We start from the raw sequence: 16,241 nt of genomic DNA on the forward strand, positions 1-16,241 counted from the left end.
CGCCATGTCATCCGCTACGTCCCGCACCCTGCGCCTGCTGCCCCTGGCGGCCCTGGTCGCCTCACCCCTGGCCCTGGCCGCCGAGCCCCTCAAGGTCTTCTCGCCGCGGCTGGCCGACCCCGAGGCGCCGATCTACACCACCTTCACCGCCGAGACCGGCATTCCGGTCGAACTGGTGGAAACCTCCATGGAGGCGTTCACGGACGGCATGCGGGCGGCGGCAGAGGAGGGCGCCACGCCGCCCGCCGACGTGCTGATGGTGGTGGACTCCGCGAATATCCATCGCCAGCGTCAGGCCGGCTGGTTCCAGCCGCTGGAATCCGAGACCCTGGAGGCGCGGGTGCCTGCGGCCCTGCGCGACCTCGAGGCGGGCTGGAGCGGCTACGCCACCCGGGCCCGGGTGATCGTGGTTAACGAGGCGAAGCTCGACTGGGTGCCGGAGAGCTACGAGGCCCTCACCGACCCGCGCCTGGCCGGCAGGCTCTGCCTGGGCGGCGGCGCCTCGGCCTACAACACCTCCCTGGTCAGCGCCATGGTGGCGCACCACGGCGCCGAGCAGGCCGAGGCCTGGGTCGAGGGGCTTTCGGCCAACCTGGCGCGCCCCGCCGGCGGGCGCGACGGTGAGCTCTTCGCCGCCCTGGCCGCAGAGGGCGACTGCGCGGTGACCGTCGCCAACCACTACTACCTGCTGCGCATGCTGGGCGGCGAGGAGGCCGAGCAGCGCGAGCTGGCCGAGTCCCTGACCCTGGTATGGCCCAACCAGGCCGGCGAGGGGCTGGAGGGACGCGGCGCCTACCGCAACGTCGCCGCCTTCGCCGTGGCCCGCGGCACCCCCAACGCCGACGCCGCCCGCCTGTTCCTGGAGCACACCGCGTCCGACGCGGTGCAGCAGGACGTGGCCGAGGGCATCTTCTACCCGGTGGTGGCGGATATCGGCCCGGTCGAGGCCGAGGCGGTATTCGGCGAGGCGACCATGGATGCGCTCGCCATCACCGCCATGGGCGAGCAGGCCGAGACCGCCCGGGAGATCATGCTGCGCGCCGGCTGGGAGTAAGCGCGGGGAGCCGGCATTGGCCGGGGGCGGGCGCCCTCGGCTATGCTTCGCGAGCTAAGCACAAGGACGCCCCATGACGATTTCCGCCTCATCCGCCAGTGCCTCACCCAACAGCTTCCAGGCGCTGGTGCGCCTGCTGCGCTACGCCCGCGGCTACCGGCGGCGCATCATCGCCGCCACCAGCTGCTCCATCATCAACAAGATCTTCGATATCGCCCCGGAGATCCTGATCGGCGTGGCCATCGACGTGGTGGTCAACCAGGAGCGCAGCTTCGTGGCGCGGCTGGGCTTCACCACGCCCCAGGAGCAGATCATGATCCTGGCCGTGCTCACCTTCTTTATCTGGGCCGGCGAATCGATCTTCGAGTACCTCTACAAGATTCTGTGGCGCAACCTCGCCCAGCGGCTCCAGGCCGACATGCGCCTGGACACCTACGAGCACGCCCAGCGCCTGGACATGGCCTACTTCGAGTCGAAGAGCTCGGGGCAGCTGGTGGCCACCATGAACGACGACGTCAATCAGCTGGAGCGCTTCCTCGACGGCGGCGCCAACTCGCTGATCCAGGTGGGCGTCACCGTGGTGGCGGTGGGGGCGGTCTTCTTCGTGATCTCGCCCCTGATCGCGCTGCTCGCCTTCACCCCCATTCCGCTGATCATCTGGGGCGCCTTCTTCTTCCAGCGCAAGGCCGGCCCGCTCTACGCCGACGTGCGCGAGAAGGTGGGCGATCTCGCCAGCCGGCTCTCCAACAACCTGGCCGGCATCGCCACCATCAAGAGCTTCACCAGCGAGGCCCGGGAGGCGGCGCGGCTGCGCGAGGTGAGCGAGGCCTACGTGGAGGCCAACCGCCGGGCGATCCGGGTCAGCTCCGCCTTCATCCCGGTGATCCGCATGGCGATCCTCGCCGGCTTTTTGGCCACCTTCACCGTGGGCGGCATGCTCGCCCTGCGCGGCGACCTCAACGTGGGCGCCTACGGGGTGCTGGTGTTCCTCACCCAGCGCCTGCTCTGGCCGCTGACCGGTCTTGCCGAGGTGATCGACCTCTTCGAGCGCGCCATGGCCAGCACTCGGCGCATCCTCGACCTGCTGGCGGTGCCCATCACCGTGCGCGACAACCATGACGCCCCCCTGGCCGAGCCGCTGCGCGGCGAGGTGAGCTTCGAGGGGGTGAGCTTTCGCTATGCGGCAAGCGAGGTGGGAGTGGAGAACATCAGCCTCCGGGTGCCCGCCGGCCATACGCTGGCCCTGGTGGGGGCCACCGGCTCCGGCAAGTCGACCCTGATCAAGCTGCTGCTGCGCTTCTACGACCCCAGCGCCGGGCGGGTGCTGATCGACGGCCAGCCCATCGATCAGGTAAGCCTCGCCTCATTGCGCGGCGCCATCGGCCTGGTCAGCCAGGACGTCTACCTGTTCGAGGGCTCGATTCGCGACAATATCGCCTATGGCAAGCCCGAGGCCGCGGAAGTCGAGATCATCGAGGCGGCTCGCACCGCCGAGGCGTGGGAGTTCATCCAGGCGCTGCCCCAGGGGCTCGACACCCCGGTGGGGGAGCGCGGCATCCGCCTCTCCGGCGGCCAGCGCCAGCGGCTGTCGCTTGCCCGGGCGCTGCTCAAGGACCCGCCCATCCTGGTGCTGGACGAGGCCACCAGCGCCGTGGACAACGAGACCGAGGCCGCCATCCAGCGCTCCCTGCGCAAGATCGCCCACGGCCGCACCGTGATCATGATCGCCCACCGCCTCTCCACCATCGTCCACGCCGACGAGATCGTGGTGATCGAGGGCGGCCGGGTGGTGGAGCGCGGCACCCACGCGGCGCTGCTGGAGGCCGATGGCCGCTACGCCGCCCAGTGGCGGGTGCAGACCGGGGCGCTGATGGAAGGCGAGCCGCTCGGCTGAGGCGCTGCCTGGGGCGGTGCTTGAGACGGTGCCCTTCATCGCGGCGGCGTTGCTCGCGGTTCCGTTCTGGGCAAGACTCGCTCCATCACCTCGAGACAGGAGCGAGCGTCATGTCAGCGAACGTGGGGTCTGGAATATCGGGGCTTCAGCGGCCTGCGCGGCTAGGGCGCCGGGCGCTGGTCGCCGCCCTCGCGGCGGCGGGCATGGCGCTGCCGGCGGCGGCCGAACCGCTTCTCACGGCGGCGGAGTCCGATCCGGTGGCGCTCGGCTGGATGCAGGGCTTCCCGCCGCCGCCCGAGAAGATCATCGGCCAGCCCGACAGCGACTATTTCAGCTTTCCCAAGCTGCGCTGGACGGTGTGTCATTTTCGCGAGCTGCTGCCGACACGGCGGGTGAGTCGCGGCCTCGAGGCGCCACGACCCTTGCCCTATGCCCTGGATCCGAATATCGACGCGGTCACCTTCACCCCACTGGGGGGCGGCGAGCCGATGACCTGGGAGGCGGCCTTCGACGCCAACTACACCGACGGCCTTCTGGTGCTGCACGAGGGGCGGGTGGTCCACGAGCGCTACGCGGGCTGCCTGGACGAGGCTGGCGTGCATGGCGCCATGTCGGTGACCAAGTCGGTGACGGGGCTTCTGGCCGAGATCCTGGTGGCCGAAGGGGTGCTGGACGAGACGGCCCTGGTGGCGGAGATCCTGCCGGAGCTCGAGGAGAGCGCCTTCGGCAACGCGACCGTGCAGCAGGTCATGGAGATGACCACCGGGCTCGACTTCAGCGAGGACTACGCCGACCCCGAGGCGGAGATCTGGACCTACAACGCGGCGGCAAGCCCGCTGCCCAAGCCTGACGACTACGAAGGGCCACGGAGCTACTACGAGTTCCTGGCCACGGTGCAGCCCGAGGGCACCCACGGCGAGGCCTTCGGCTACCGTACCGTGAACTCCGATGCCCTGGGGTGGATCATCGCCCGCACCGCCGGCCGCTCGGTGGCGGACCTGGTCAGCGAGCGCTTCTGGCAGCCCATGGGCGCCGAGCAGGACGCCTACTTCACCGTGGACGCCATCGGCACGCCCTTCGCCGGCGGTGGGCTGAGCGCCGGCCTGCGCGACCTGGCGCGCCTCGGCCAGCTGGTGCTGGAGGGCGGCGAGCTCGACGGCGAGCGGCTCTTCCCCGAGGCGGCGGTCGAGCGCATCCGCCAGGGCGGCGACCGCGATGCCTTCGCCCGGGCCGGCTACGCGAACCTGCCCGGCGGCAGCTACCGCGGCATGTGGTGGGTACTGCACAACGAGCATGGCGCCTTTGCCGCCCGCGGCGTGCACGGCCAGACGATCTACGTCGATCCCACCGCCCGCATGGTGATCGTGCGTTTCGCCTCCCACCCGGTGGCGGGCAACGCGGCCAACGATGCCACCTCGCTACCCGCCTATCAGGCCCTGGCCGAGTACCTGATGGGGCGTGAGGTGGAGTAGCGGACCCGGATTGTCTGCGCCTACCGGCGCCCCAAGCCCCACATGAAGTAGGCGCCGCCCAGCAGCAGGCGCGGGGCCAGGAAGGCAGCGTCATGCCAGCCGTTCTGGGAAAGCGACCCGGCGCCCCAGATCAGCAGCCCCTCCTCGGCGAGCGAGCCGAGCACCAGGGCCAGCAGCGACAGCCCCGGCAGGAGGCAGACGAGGGCAGGGGCGTGACGGCGGGCGGCCTCAGTCGTCATGGGGCGCCTCCTCCAGGGTGGCCACCAGGTGCTCGGCGAAGCGTATCGCCGAGGGCAGGGCGCCGAAGCTCCACACCGGGGGCAGGGTGATCAGGCTGTCCTGGCGCATGCTGGGCTGCTGCTGCCAGAGGCCACTGCCGGCCAGTGCCGCCTCGACGCCTACCGGATAGGGTTCCACCACCACCAGCCGGGCCTCCAGGCCGGCCAGCTGTTCCAGGCCGACCAGCGAGAAGCCCCAGGCGTTGGTCTCGCCGTGCCAGGCGTTCTCCACTCCCAGACGGGCCATCACGGCCTGGTAGAGGCCTCCTTCACCGAATACCCGGACATGGCGCTCGTCCATGAACTGCACCACCAGCAGTGGCGGCACCCGCTCGGGTAGCCGCTGTTGCAGGGCCGCCAGCCGCGCCTCCGTCTCGGCGATCAGCCGCTCGGCGGCCGTTTCCCGCTCGGCCAGGCGGCCCACCTGGTGGGTCAGCTCGTGCAGCTGGAGCCAGGTCTCACGGCCCGGGGTGTAGAGCGGCACTGTTGCCACCGGGGCGATGTGCGACAACCGCGGCGCCAGATTGGCGAACATCTGTGAGATCAGGATGTGATCGGGTGCCAGGTTCGCCAGCAGCTCCAGGTTGGGCTGGCTGCGCAGGCCGAGATCGACGGTCGCCTCGGGCAGGCGCGGCGCGCCGACCCAGGCATGGTAGGCATCGACCTGGGCGACCCCGACCGGCGTCACTCCCAGCGCCACCAGGGTCTCGGCCAGGGTCCAGTCGAGGGTGGCGATGGCCGGCTGGGCCAGGGCGCGAGGTGACGCTGCCAGGCCCAGGGCCAGCAGCAGCGCGACGAGGATGCGGAGGAGCCGCCAGGCGGGCGAGGTCGAAGCGGCCACGGCAGTGCAGAGGGAAGAGACGATCATCGGGGCGCGGGATTTCGAGGCTAGAGAGGGGGGGAGTCGCGGCCATGAGGACGTCAGGCATGCACCAGGGCGACGGAGTGGTGGCCAACGGGGTGAGGCATGACCCGCATGGGGATGCCATAGATGGCTTCCAGGGTGGCCTCGTTCATCAGCTCGTCCGGTGACCCTTGCGTCAGCACGCGCCCGCCGTGCAGGGCGACCAGGTGGTCGCAGTAGCGCGCCGCCATGTTGACGTCGTGCAGCACGATGATCACGCCGAGCCCCAGGCGCTGGCTGAGCTCGCGGCCAAGCAGGTTCTCGGTGGCGGGCACCTGCTGGGGCAGGTAGGCGACCCGGCGGGCGAACTCGCGATGCCCCCAGCGGGAGAGGGGGCGACTGGCGAAGTACAGCTCACCCCGGCTCGCCGGCTGCTGGCGGGCCAGCAGCTTGAGCAGGGTCGACTTGCCTGACCCATTGTGGCCGATCAGGCCATGCACTCGGCCGCCCTTCAGGGTCAGGTCGGTGGCGCCAAGCAGTTGCCGTCCGTGAACCTCGAAGGTGGCAGCGCGGATCTCGAACATGCGGTGTTTCCTATGAGTTGATCAGAATGCGACGTGGAAAGAGGCGGTAACGCTGCGTTCGGCGCCGAAGTAGCAGAAGTTCAGGTCGTAGCAGGAGGCCACGTACGTCTCGTCGAGCAGGTTGCTGACGTTGAGGCGTGCGCTCATGCCGTCGAGGCCCAGGCGGCTCAGGTCATAGCCCAGGGTGGCGTCGACCAGGGTGGTGTCCGGCACCCGCTGGGTGTTGGCGTCGTCGGCATGGATATCGGCGTGATGGCGCACGCCGAGTCCCGCGTCCAGGCCGGCCAGGCCGCCGGACCGGGCGGTATAGTGGCCCCAGACCGCGAGCTGGTGGCGTGGCACCTGGTGGCTGCGATTGCCCTGGGTGGCGTCGCCGGTCTTCACCAGGGTCACGTCGGTGTAGCCGTAGGCGGCCTGCAGCGAGAGGGCGTCGGTCAACTGGTGGTGAGCCTCCAGTTCGACGCCGCGGGACTGGATCTCGCCGGTGGCCCGATAGAAGGTCTCGTTGGGCCGCTTGGCGGAGACGTTCTCCTGGGTGATATCGAAGAGGGCGAGGCTGTAGCGGTCACGGCTGCCCGGGGGCTGGTACTTCAGGCCCAGTTCCCACTGTTCGCCCTCGGTGGGGGCCAGCAGGTCGCCGTCCTGGTCGGTGGTGCTGTTGGGGCTGAAGGAGGTGGAGTAGCTGGCATAGGGCGCCAGGCCGTTATCGAACGCATAGAGCAGGCCGGCGCGGCCGCTGACCTGGGTGTCGTCCAGCACGCTTTGGGTGCCGCTCACCGGGTCGCTGTTGGTGATATCCACCCAGTCGTGGCGCAGGCCGAGGTTGGCTCGCCAGTTGCCGAAGGCCAGCTGATCCTGGAGGTAGAGGCCGGTCTGCTCCAGCTCGCGGCGCTGGCGTACCTCCGGGAACATCATGCTGGGCCCGGCGCCGTACTGGGGATCGAAGGCGTCGATGGCCGGGAAGGCCCCGGAGGTCCAGGTGACGTCGTTGTTGCGCCGCTGATGGTCCAGGCCTAGCAGCAGGGTGTGATCCACGCCGCCGGTGGCCAGGCGCGCCTCCAGCTGGTTATCCACGGTCAGGGCATCGAGGGACTCTTCGCCGCCGGAGAAGTAGCGGTTGAGTTCGGTTTGCGAGGCCCAGCCGTAGGCGTAGACCTGGGCCAGCTCCACCTCGGTCTCGGTATAGCGCAGCCGTTGGCGGGCGCTCAGGCCGTCATGGAAGCGATGCTCGAACTCGTAGCCGACCATGAGCTGGTCGCGCTCGAATGTCTCGAAGGCCTCCTCGCCCTCGAAGAAGGTGTTGGCGATGCGGCGGCCGTTACGGTCCACCACCGTGCCCTCGAAGGGCAGGCCGGCATGGTAGCCTCCCTCCGGCTCACGCTGCAGGTAGGCGTGGAGGGTCAGGCTGGTGGCGTCGCTGATGTCCCAGCTGAGCTGGGGGGCGATGGCGTAGCGCCGCTCCTCCACCGGGCCGAACTGGGTATCGGCGGCCCGGGCCAGGCCGGTGAGGCGGAAGGCCAGGCGGCGCTCGGCGTCCAGCGGGCCGGTGACGTCGAAGGCGGCGCTGCGCTGGGCATTTTTGCCCAGTCGCAGGCGCAGCTCGCCGCTGGACTCGAACTCCGGGCGGCGACTGGTCTGGGCCACCAGGCCCCCCGGGGAGGCGCGGCCATAGAGCACCGAGGCCGGCCCCTTGACCACTTCGATACGCTCCAGGAACCAGGGATCGATCACCAGCGAACTGAAGGAGCCGCCGTCGCTCATCACCTTGAGGCCGTCGAGGAAGGTGTTGTTGATGCTGCCGTCGGCGAAGCCGCGCAGCACCAGGTAGTCGTAGCGGTTGGAGGCGCCGATCTGGTTGGTGAAGACGCCGGGGGTATAGTCGGCGGCGCGCTGGACGCTCTCGGCGCCACGGGTCTCCCAGTCCACTCGCTCGACCACCGAGATCGTCTGAGGCGTCTCGATAAAGGGCGTCTCGGTCTTGGTGGCGGCGCTGGCGGTGACCGTCAGGGTCTCCAGGGCCTCGTCGGCCAGGAGCGGGTTGGACAGGGAGATGGAGGCCAGGGCAGTGGCGAGGGTCAGGGGATGCAAGCGGGGCATGGATCACTCTCGGACGATAGATTTGCAAGTGAGAATTGTTTCACTTATTCGCTCCGGTGAGTTATGCGTGCCGCGCAAGGGGTTATGGGCGAGTGCCAGCCTGCTTCAAGGGCGGGAACTCGACAGGCTCCCAGGGGAAACGCCATAGGCGCGGCGGAAAGCGGTGATGAAGTTACTGGCGTGGCGATAGCCGCTCAGATGGGCGACCTGCTGGACGCTATACCCGCCGAGCAGCAGCTCCCGAGCCCGCGCCAGACGCCGGCGGCGCAGGTAGTCGATGGGCGAGCAGCCATAGGCGGCGCGGAAGCGGCGTGCCAGGGTGCTGGGGCTCATGGCGGCCAGGCTCGCCAGGGCCGCCAGGTCATGTTCCCGCTCGGGATGCTCCTCGAGCAGGCGGCGGACCGCCTCCAGGCGTCTGGCCGGCGCCGCGGTGGCCGTGGCCGGCAGACGTTCCGGAGCGGGAGGAGTGAGCCCCTGGGCCAGCAGCTGCAGCGCCAGACCCTGGAAGAAGAGACGGCGTGCCTGGCCGGAGAGGCCGCTGCGGTAGCCCTGCTCCAGGGTCAGAGCCAGGGCGTTGGGCAGCGACCAGGCGTACGGAGCCGCCGGGGGGAGCGAGCCGCACCACTGGCCCATGGCCTCATCGCTCAGTGCCAGGCTAAGGGTGCGCAGGCGCTGGTCGGCAGGCTGATGGGCACCGAGTACCTGACGGTCGTCGAGACACAGGGTGTAGGCCTCGCCGGCGGTCAGCCAGCGCTCCCTGCCCGCCAGCCCCAGGCGTACCCGACCCTCCAGCACCGCCACGATCAGCAGCGCCGCCTGGCCTCGGGAGCGAGACGCATAGGGCTGGATCACCTTCAGGTCGGAGAGCACCAGCTCGGCCCCCGCCGTCAGCGTGACCTCTTCCACCCGGCCCTGGGCAATGGGCAGCCGGGCGGCGCGCTCCGGCTGGCCGGGCGCCACCGGAAAGCGGTAGTCGATCTGGTAGCGGCGGCCATAGCCGAGGAAATCGGCGACGGTGTGGCGGCGGGGCGGAAACATGGCCTGTCACCTGCGCCTATGGCCTAGGCCGTCGACAGCTCAGCGGGCAGTTACCGCAGACGCCGAGCTCCTCGATCAAATAGCGTATGCAGCACAGGCGACGCACCCGCCGCAGGCTTCCGTCATCACGCTCGACGTAGCGCACCGGCCGGTAGAGTGGGTTGCGACGTCCGTCTGGCAGCGTGCGGCTTTCCACCAGCGCCATGGCGGGTTCCGCGACGTCCGGCGCGGCCATGGGGTGGTCGGCCAAGGCGCCGGCGAAGTGCTCGAAGTAGTTGCCGGCGTTGCTCCAGAACATCTTCGGGGAGGCACCGGTGGCCGCGGCCAGGGCCTCGATCAGCGGTTCCAGATGACCATCGAGCAGGGTAGCGAAGCGCCGACAGGGGTCGAGGTCGGCCAGGGGGCGGCCGGAATGGCGCAGCGCCAGGCCGGTGGTCTGCCCCTCGGGAGACTGCTCGAGGTGCAGCTCGTCGAGCCCCAGCGGTAAGTCGCGCTCAAGCAGCAGGTTGGCGGCCAGGCAGTGGGCCGCCAAGGCGCTGAAGTGCCACTTGGACCATAGCGAGGCCACGGCGCGGCGGTCGCCATGACCGTAGCGGGCGCCGAAACGCGTGAGCAGCGCGCCCAGCGAGGTTGGATCGATCAGCTGTCGGGCCGGCATGCCGAGGTGGGGTGACAGGGGAGTGACCGCCGGCGGGGCAAGGTGCTGCAATGGGCCGATGTAGAGCTTGGCCAGGGAGGAGGGCATGGCGAGACCACTGGATTCGCGGAAAGCTCTATTATACAAATAATAATCATTATCAAAAGTGTCGGTGTGCGCCATGCCCAGCGCGGTATCGGTGCGCCGCAGCGACTACCGCCTCACCAGCACCGCATCCAGGCTCACCGGCACCTCGTCGCCGATCCGCTCGTAGCCGAGCAGCCGCATCACCGAACGCAGCGTCGGGTCGGCCATCAGCTCGCGGCCGTCCAGCGCCACCCGCTCGGCGTTGGTGACCCGCACCCGCTCAGGCGATTCCCGAGTGAAGCGCACCGCCAGGGGCTCGGTTCGGGTGCTGTTGCCGGACTGCACTGCGAGCATCAGCACCTCCACCAGGGAGTCGCCCACGCCAAGGGCCTCCAGGCGCTCCGGCGGGAAGCGGGTGGTGAGCGTGGCCATGGGGCGCTCGGTGAAGCCAGAGAGCCAGGGCGGCAGGGGCCCCATCCGCTCGATCACGTCGCTCTGGGCCAGCCGTAGCGGCAGCACCAGGGTGCCGTCCGCCTCGGCGGTGCCGGTGAGCCGGCGCACCTCGTGCTGGCGGGGGATGGGGCCCTCGGGGGCGAGCTGCACCACGGTGGCGGCGACCCGCGACTGGGCCGGGTCGAGCTCCCAGGCGGCGGCGGGCAGGGCCAGCAGCAGAATGAGGAGGGTAGGGCCAAGCACTGGCAGGCTGGCAATAGAGCGACGTGGCACCGGCGTATCTCCAGAAGGGCAGGCCCATGAAAGACCGCGGCAACCGGGGAAGGTGCCGCTGACCGCAGGGGAGACCGATCGGGCTATGGCCAGCTCCCCTGCCATTCGCTATCATACGCCGGCGCGTTCGCGCATCCTTCGCTGAAAGGGCCTATAGCTCAGTTGGTTAGAGCAGGGGACTCATAATCCCTTGGTCGCAGGTTCAAGTCCTGCTGGGCCCACCATTCAAATCAGCTACTTAAGGATTTTCTTTGGTGAGTCCCATAGTCCAAGGGTACAGTTTCGGTACAGTACCGATCCTTCAGCCCCCTGGAGACTTTCATGGCCACCATCGTCAAGACCCCTGCCGGTAGCTGGAAAGCCGTCATCCGCAAGACCGGCTGGCCCACCACCGCCAAGACCTTCCGCACCAAACGAGACGCCCAGGACTGGGCACGCCGCACCGAAGACGAAATGGTGCGTGGTGTCTATATCCAGCGCAGCGCTTCGGAGCGCATGACGCTCGAAGCCGCGCTCAAGCGCTACCTGGCCGACGTCACACCCACCAAGAAGCCCAGCACCCAAAAGAGCGAGCGGCACAAGGCGGGCACGCTGATCGAACACCTGGGAAAATACTCCCTCGCAGCCCTGACGCCGGAACTGATCGCCAACTATCGCGATACTCGCCTCAATAGCATCGGGCATCGTGGTCAGCCTATCAGCGCCAATACCGTGCGCCTGGAGCTCGCCCTGCTCGGCCACCTCTACACCGTGGCTATTCAGGAATGGGGGCTCGGCTTGACCTACAACCCCGTCCAGAACATCCGCAAGCCCAGCCCAGGGGAGGGGCGTGACCGCCGACTGAGTCCCGATGAGGAGAAGCGCCTGTTCGCCGTGCTACGGCAGCACAGCAATCCCATGCTGGCCTGGATCGCCAGAATCGCTTTGGAGACGGGTATGCGCTCCTCAGAGATCCTGACCCTCACCCGAGTGAAGCGCCGCGTGGTGCGCCTCACGGACACCAAGAACAACGAAGCTCGCCTGGTGCCGTTGACCCAGGCGGCCACCGAGGTGTTCAAGCAAGCGCTGAACAACCCGGTGCGTCCGTTGGACTGTAATTTGGTGTTCTTTGGTGAGCCTGGCAGGGACGGCAAGCGCGGTCCTTACGCTTATACCAAGCTCTGGAACCAGGCGAAGAAGCAGGCCGGACTCGATGACTTCCGCTTTCATGACCTGCGCCATGAGGCCGTCAGTCGTCTAGTTGAGGCGGGTCTATCCGATCAGGAGGTCGCCGCGATCAGTGGTCACAAGTCCATGCAGATGCTGAGGCGGTATACGCATCTGAGAGCAGAGGATCTGGTCGAAAAGCTTGACGGAATAAGATACGGTCGATCATTCTAATACCACTTGTATAATATTATTATCCATTTTTAATCGATACAGAGGGTGTGATGTCTGGTCAGGGTGGTTGTGAGTTTCCAGAGACGTCGAAAAAACGCCCGGTGGTAGCAACCATCGCAGTTCTGTTAAAAGATGGTAAAGTACTTTTAGTACGTCGCTCTAACCCACCAGATGCGGGTCGATGGGGTTTCCCTGGTGGAAAAATTGAGCGAGGAGAAACAATTGAAGAGGCTGCGCTGAGAGAGCTTTACGAGGAAACAAGTGTTACCGCCAACGTGCATAGGGTGTTCAATGCTGTCGACGTATTAGACTTTGATAAAAGTGGTGAGCTTGAATATCATTTTGTGCTTGTTGCTGTACTCTGTGTATGGGTCTCAGGTGAGCCCTTCGCGGGTGATGATGCACTAGATGCTTGCTTTTTTGAAATTGATGATGTGAACCAAAAAAGTCTGGCTATTAGCTTAGATGTTGAGAAAGTGGCAAGACAAGCTATGGTAATTTACGAAAATGAGCTAGTGTATCGTCCCGTAAAAAAATAGTACAATTATGGGCAGATCCCAACCAGGATGCTGCCCATGCCTCGCGGACGCCCCAGCCCCCCTGTCGTGTTGAGTCACGAAGAGCGTGCTCACCTCCTGAGCCTCGCCAACTCTCGGGCCCTTCCCCATGGATTGGTTCAACGTGCCCAGATCGTATTGGCCTGTGCCGATGGTGAAACCAACTCCGCCATCGCCGAGCGCATGCGGCTGAACAAGAATACCGTCGGCAAATGGCGCAAACGGTACATCGAATTCGGCATCGAGGGCTTGCATGACGAGCTGAGAAGTGGCCGTCCTCGATCTTATGAGGATGAGGAAGTGGCCGAGGTCATCAATCGGGCGCTCCAGACGGAACCGCCCAATGCCACGCATTGGAGCGTACGCACCATGGCCGAGGAGACGGGCGTGTCCAAAAGCACCGTCCAGCGTTGGTTCGATCTCTTCGGTATCCAGCCGCATCGCCAACGCCACTTCAAGATCTCCAACGATCCCTTCTTCGTCGAAAAAGTGCGCGACATCGTCGGGCTCTACCTCAACCCACCTGACCACGCCATGGTCTTGTGCGTCGATGAGAAATCCCAGGTACAAGCGCTGGACCGTACCCAGCCCGTATTGCCCATGGGGCTGGGCTATGTCGAAGGTATCACCCATGATGACATCCGACATGGCACCACCACATTGTTCGCCGCCCTGGACATCGCTAGCGGCGAGGTCATCAGTCAATGCAAGAAGCGCCATCGGCACCAGGAATTTCTCGCCTTCTTGCGCCATATCGATGCCAACGTGCCCGACGATCTCGATATCCATCTCATCGTCGACAACTACGCCACCCACAAGCACGCCAAAGTCAAAGCATGGCTCGCCAAGCGGCCGCGCTACCATATCCACTACACCCCGACCTATGCCTCATGGCTCAACCAGGTCGAGCGCTGGTTTGGCATCATCACCCAGAAGGCTATCCGCCGCGGCTCGTTTTCCAGCGTCAAGGAACTCGTGAAAAAGATCGAACACTTCGTTGACCGTTACAACGAGCACGCCACGCCATTCGTCTGGACCGCCACCGCCGAATCCATCCTCGCCAAGGTCAAACGAATTTGTTCGCTAATTTCTGGGACATCACACTAGTTTAGGAAGGATGGTTTTAACTTCTAATTCTTCTAATACTACAGCCGTAACTCAATGAGCTACAATGCATGTGGTTGATATGGAAGCGATCACGCGGTGAAGTATGCAAGAGCTGGATCTCTCTGTCTCAGCATTGTTGGATGACCTGACGGATCGGTTAGGCCCACTCTTTCCACGTTCGGAAACGCGAGCTCGAGCTCTACGCTATATCCAGGGGCTACTCAGTCAGTGTGAACGTAAGAACAGCTGGCATCTTGCCGAGTGGCTCGGCGATGCCACCCCAGATGGGGTGCAGTACCTGTTGGATCGAGCCCGCTGGGATGCGGACGCGGCACGCGATGTCCTCCGCCAGTGGGTGATCGATATGCTGGGCTCGCCTGACGGTGTTCTGGTCCTTGATGAGACGGGCTTTATCAAGAAAGGCCAGCACTCAGCCGGTGTGCAACGCCAGTACAGTGGCACTGCCGGCCGTATCGAAAATAGCCAAGTCGGCGCCTTTCTTCTCTACGCCAGCCAGGCAGGGCATGCCTTCCTGGATCGTGCTTTATACTTGCCCAAGTCCTGGACACAGGATCGCGAGCGTTGTCGGCGTGCAGGAATCCCCGATGACGTCGAATTCGCCAGCAAACCTGAACTCGCTCGCCGGATGCTGGAACGTGCGCTGGACCAAGGAATACCTGCCGCTTGGGTGACGGGGGATAGCGTCTATGGCGGTAACCGAAGCCTACGTCTGTGGCTGGAGGATCGGTCGCAACCCTTTGTTTTAGAAGTGGCTTGTAACGAAACCTTATGGTGGAAGAGCTTTCAGTATACGCGAGCTGACGAGATTGCGGCGGCACTGCCGAAGGACGCTTGGCAGACCGTGTCTGCTGGCTCGGGCAGTAAGGGCGAACGCTGGTACGACTGGGCGTTGGCCCCTCTAATGAGATTACAGCCCACAGAAGAAGCTCGCCGCTGGGGGCATTATCTCCTGATCCGACGCAGCCTCTCCAAGCCGGATGAACTGGCCTATTATGTGGTCCACGCGCCCAAAGATTGGGTGTCGATCAAAACGGTGGTGCAGGTCGCGGGGCAACGCTGGAAAATCGAGCAAGGTTTTCAGACAGCCAAGGGGGAATGCGGTCTGGATGAGTATGAAGTGAGGCGCTGGGGCAGCTGGCATCGCCACATCACCTTATCGCTGCTGGCCCACGCCCTCTTGGTGGCGATTCGGAAAGCGAGTCAGCAGCAAAAAAAACCGTTGCTGACAGGATCCAATGGACACTTCCCGAACTCAGACGGATGATCGGGAGATGGGTATGGCAAGGACAGCAGGCCTTGTCTCATGCGCTTCATTGGTCGGATTGGCGACGAAAGCACCAATATCGGGCTTGGCTGTGCCACTGTCGGCAGCAGCAAGCCCGGATGGAAATGCGTGAACGAGAACTCCAGCAGTTACGGCTGTAGTACTAAAGGGGGCCTGCCCCGGAACAGCCCATCACATTCATGAGGTTCTGAAAGGAGCTCTGAGCTCTACACCGCCGAGGCCATGGGGCTCGGCGGTGTCGTGTCTGGCGTCCAGAAGCAGAGGGAGGAGGGATGGGGCGTTCTTGGGCCATGTTTGGACAAAAATAAAAAATATAGATATTTTTAAGGATGGTCAGCATCTCCCCCTTGGCCCATGGAGACCCAGTCATGAGCTTGCTGATCCGGTTTTCTTTCGTCGCCATGCAGCTGCCCGCTGCATCCTCGACTCTGGCCAAGCGACCCGGTAGTTGTCAAGGAATCTGTCGCCTCTGAGGTCATTCACGCCACCTGCTTTTCTGGTTCGATGACGGAGACCTGGAGCTCCCGCTCCGGGTTGAGTGACACGGTGCCGATCGGCGTCCAGTTGCGGGTCTTGCCGCTCCAGCGAGCGGGATTGGCATCACGCGCCGCCTGATTGATGACGTGGCGCTTGGCCAGCACTGCCTTGTCTTCGCCCGCATGGCGCTGTGCCGGCGTCACCAGGCGGATCCCGCTGTGGCGATGCTCGTGGTTGTACCATTGGACGAAGCCGGCCACCCACTCTTGCGCGTCGCTAAGCGTGGCGAACCCGTGTATGGGGTAACAGGGCCGGTACTTGCAGGTGCGGAACAGCGCCTCCGAGTAGGGATTGTCATTGCTGACCCGCGGTCGGCTGAAGGAGGGCGTGATGCCGAGCTCATGCAGCTTCTCCAGCAGCGTGGCGCCCTTGAAGGGGCTGCCGTTGTCCGCGTGAAGCACCAGCGGCTGGTCAATGATCCGTTCTGCCAGCACGGCACGCTCCAGCACGGTGCGGGAGTTGTGGGCCGACTCGGCCAGGAACACCTCCCAGCCGGTGACCTTGCGGCTGAAGATGTCGACCATCATGACCAGGTAGTAGTGCTGCCCCTTGATCGGGCCGCCCAGTGGAGTAAGAAGCAGGGCGTAGTCGAGCTATTTCCCTGCTTCTCCTCCCCGAACCGTACGTGCACCTTTCAGCGCAT

Annotated in this window: 15 protein-coding genes and 1 tRNA gene; 8 read left to right on the top strand and 8 right to left on the bottom strand. The window is 65.6% G+C overall.

What is annotated here, in order from left to right:
• Window positions 1-4 precede the first annotated feature (4 nt).
• The 3 genes from NHL60_RS04650 to NHL60_RS04660 all read left to right on the top strand — a co-directional run bounded on the left by NHL60_RS04650 (window position 5) and on the right by NHL60_RS04660 (window position 4,420).
• Complete coding sequence (locus NHL60_RS04650; protein ID WP_253449577.1) at window positions 5-1,054, top strand: extracellular solute-binding protein; 1,050 nt, start codon at window positions 5-7, stop codon at window positions 1,052-1,054.
• 73 nt (window positions 1,055-1,127) lie between these two features.
• Complete coding sequence (locus tag NHL60_RS04655; protein WP_253449581.1) at window positions 1,128-2,948, top strand: ABC transporter ATP-binding protein; 1,821 nt, start codon at window positions 1,128-1,130, stop codon at window positions 2,946-2,948.
• Window positions 2,949-3,058: 110 nt separating this feature from the next.
• Complete coding sequence (locus tag NHL60_RS04660) at window positions 3,059-4,420, top strand: serine hydrolase (protein WP_253449584.1); 1,362 nt, start codon at window positions 3,059-3,061, stop codon at window positions 4,418-4,420.
• A 20-nt stretch (window positions 4,421-4,440) separates the two neighbouring features.
• Here the strand turns inward: NHL60_RS04660 and NHL60_RS04665 are convergent, their stop codons facing one another.
• The 7 genes from NHL60_RS04665 to NHL60_RS04695 all read right to left on the bottom strand — a co-directional run bounded on the left by NHL60_RS04665 (window position 4,441) and on the right by NHL60_RS04695 (window position 10,711).
• Entirely contained in the window at window positions 4,441-4,659 is a 219-nt protein-coding gene (locus NHL60_RS04665) for a hypothetical protein (RefSeq protein ID WP_253449587.1), read from the bottom strand.
• On the bottom strand, window positions 4,649-5,566 hold the full coding sequence (locus NHL60_RS04670; RefSeq protein ID WP_253449590.1) for an ABC transporter substrate-binding protein: 918 nt from the start codon (window positions 5,564-5,566) through the stop codon (window positions 4,649-4,651). Before NHL60_RS04670 ends, NHL60_RS04665 begins: the two co-directional genes overlap by 11 nt.
• 53 nt (window positions 5,567-5,619) lie before the next feature.
• The gene (locus NHL60_RS04675; protein ID WP_253449593.1) at window positions 5,620-6,126 is read right to left on the bottom strand and encodes an ATP-binding cassette domain-containing protein; all 507 of its coding nucleotides are present in this window, start codon (window positions 6,124-6,126) and stop codon (window positions 5,620-5,622) included.
• A gap of 21 nt (window positions 6,127-6,147) precedes the next feature.
• Window positions 6,148-8,223 carry a TonB-dependent siderophore receptor gene (locus tag NHL60_RS04680; RefSeq protein WP_253449596.1) on the bottom strand — a complete coding sequence of 692 codons (2,076 nt, stop codon included), beginning with the start codon at window positions 8,221-8,223 and terminating at the stop codon, window positions 6,148-6,150.
• A gap of 105 nt (window positions 8,224-8,328) precedes the next feature.
• A complete protein-coding gene (locus tag NHL60_RS04685) occupies window positions 8,329-9,261 on the bottom strand; it encodes a helix-turn-helix transcriptional regulator (RefSeq protein ID WP_253449599.1) in 933 nt (310 codons plus the stop codon).
• A 16-nt stretch (window positions 9,262-9,277) separates the two neighbouring features.
• Complete coding sequence (fhuF, locus tag NHL60_RS04690) at window positions 9,278-10,045, bottom strand: siderophore-iron reductase FhuF (RefSeq protein ID WP_253449602.1); 768 nt, start codon at window positions 10,043-10,045, stop codon at window positions 9,278-9,280.
• A 66-nt stretch (window positions 10,046-10,111) separates the two neighbouring features.
• Window positions 10,112-10,711, bottom strand: a complete 600-nt coding sequence (locus tag NHL60_RS04695) for a hypothetical protein (protein ID WP_253449605.1) — start codon at window positions 10,709-10,711, stop codon at window positions 10,112-10,114.
• 147 nt (window positions 10,712-10,858) lie between these two features.
• On the opposite strand from NHL60_RS04695, the gene NHL60_RS04700 reads away from it, so the two are divergent.
• From NHL60_RS04700 to NHL60_RS04720, 5 genes are all read left to right on the top strand, one after another.
• Window positions 10,859-10,935 (top strand) — tRNA-Ile (locus NHL60_RS04700).
• Window positions 10,936-11,032: 97 nt separating this feature from the next.
• Window positions 11,033-12,091 carry a site-specific integrase gene (locus tag NHL60_RS04705; RefSeq protein ID WP_253449608.1) on the top strand — a complete coding sequence of 353 codons (1,059 nt, stop codon included), beginning with the start codon at window positions 11,033-11,035 and terminating at the stop codon, window positions 12,089-12,091.
• 50 nt (window positions 12,092-12,141) lie between these two features.
• Window positions 12,142-12,630 carry an NUDIX hydrolase gene (locus NHL60_RS04710; RefSeq protein WP_253449611.1) on the top strand — a complete coding sequence of 163 codons (489 nt, stop codon included), beginning with the start codon at window positions 12,142-12,144 and terminating at the stop codon, window positions 12,628-12,630.
• Window positions 12,631-12,666: 36 nt separating this feature from the next.
• Window positions 12,667-13,755: an IS630 family transposase gene (locus NHL60_RS04715; RefSeq protein ID WP_253449614.1), complete on the top strand. Its 1,089-nt coding sequence runs from the start codon at window positions 12,667-12,669 to the stop codon at window positions 13,753-13,755.
• A 103-nt stretch (window positions 13,756-13,858) separates the two neighbouring features.
• Complete coding sequence (locus tag NHL60_RS04720; RefSeq protein ID WP_253449617.1) at window positions 13,859-15,040, top strand: IS701 family transposase; 1,182 nt, start codon at window positions 13,859-13,861, stop codon at window positions 15,038-15,040.
• 500 nt (window positions 15,041-15,540) lie between these two features.
• Here NHL60_RS04720 and NHL60_RS04725 read toward each other — a convergent pair whose 3' ends face one another.
• A complete protein-coding gene (locus NHL60_RS04725; RefSeq protein WP_367399352.1) occupies window positions 15,541-16,179 on the bottom strand; it encodes a transposase in 639 nt (212 codons plus the stop codon).
• Window positions 16,180-16,241: the final 62 nt, after the last annotated feature.

Origin of the sequence: Halomonas sp. Y3, assembly GCF_024137965.1 — a bacterium.
GTDB classification, from domain to species: domain Bacteria; phylum Pseudomonadota; class Gammaproteobacteria; order Pseudomonadales; family Halomonadaceae; genus Halomonas; species Halomonas mongoliensis.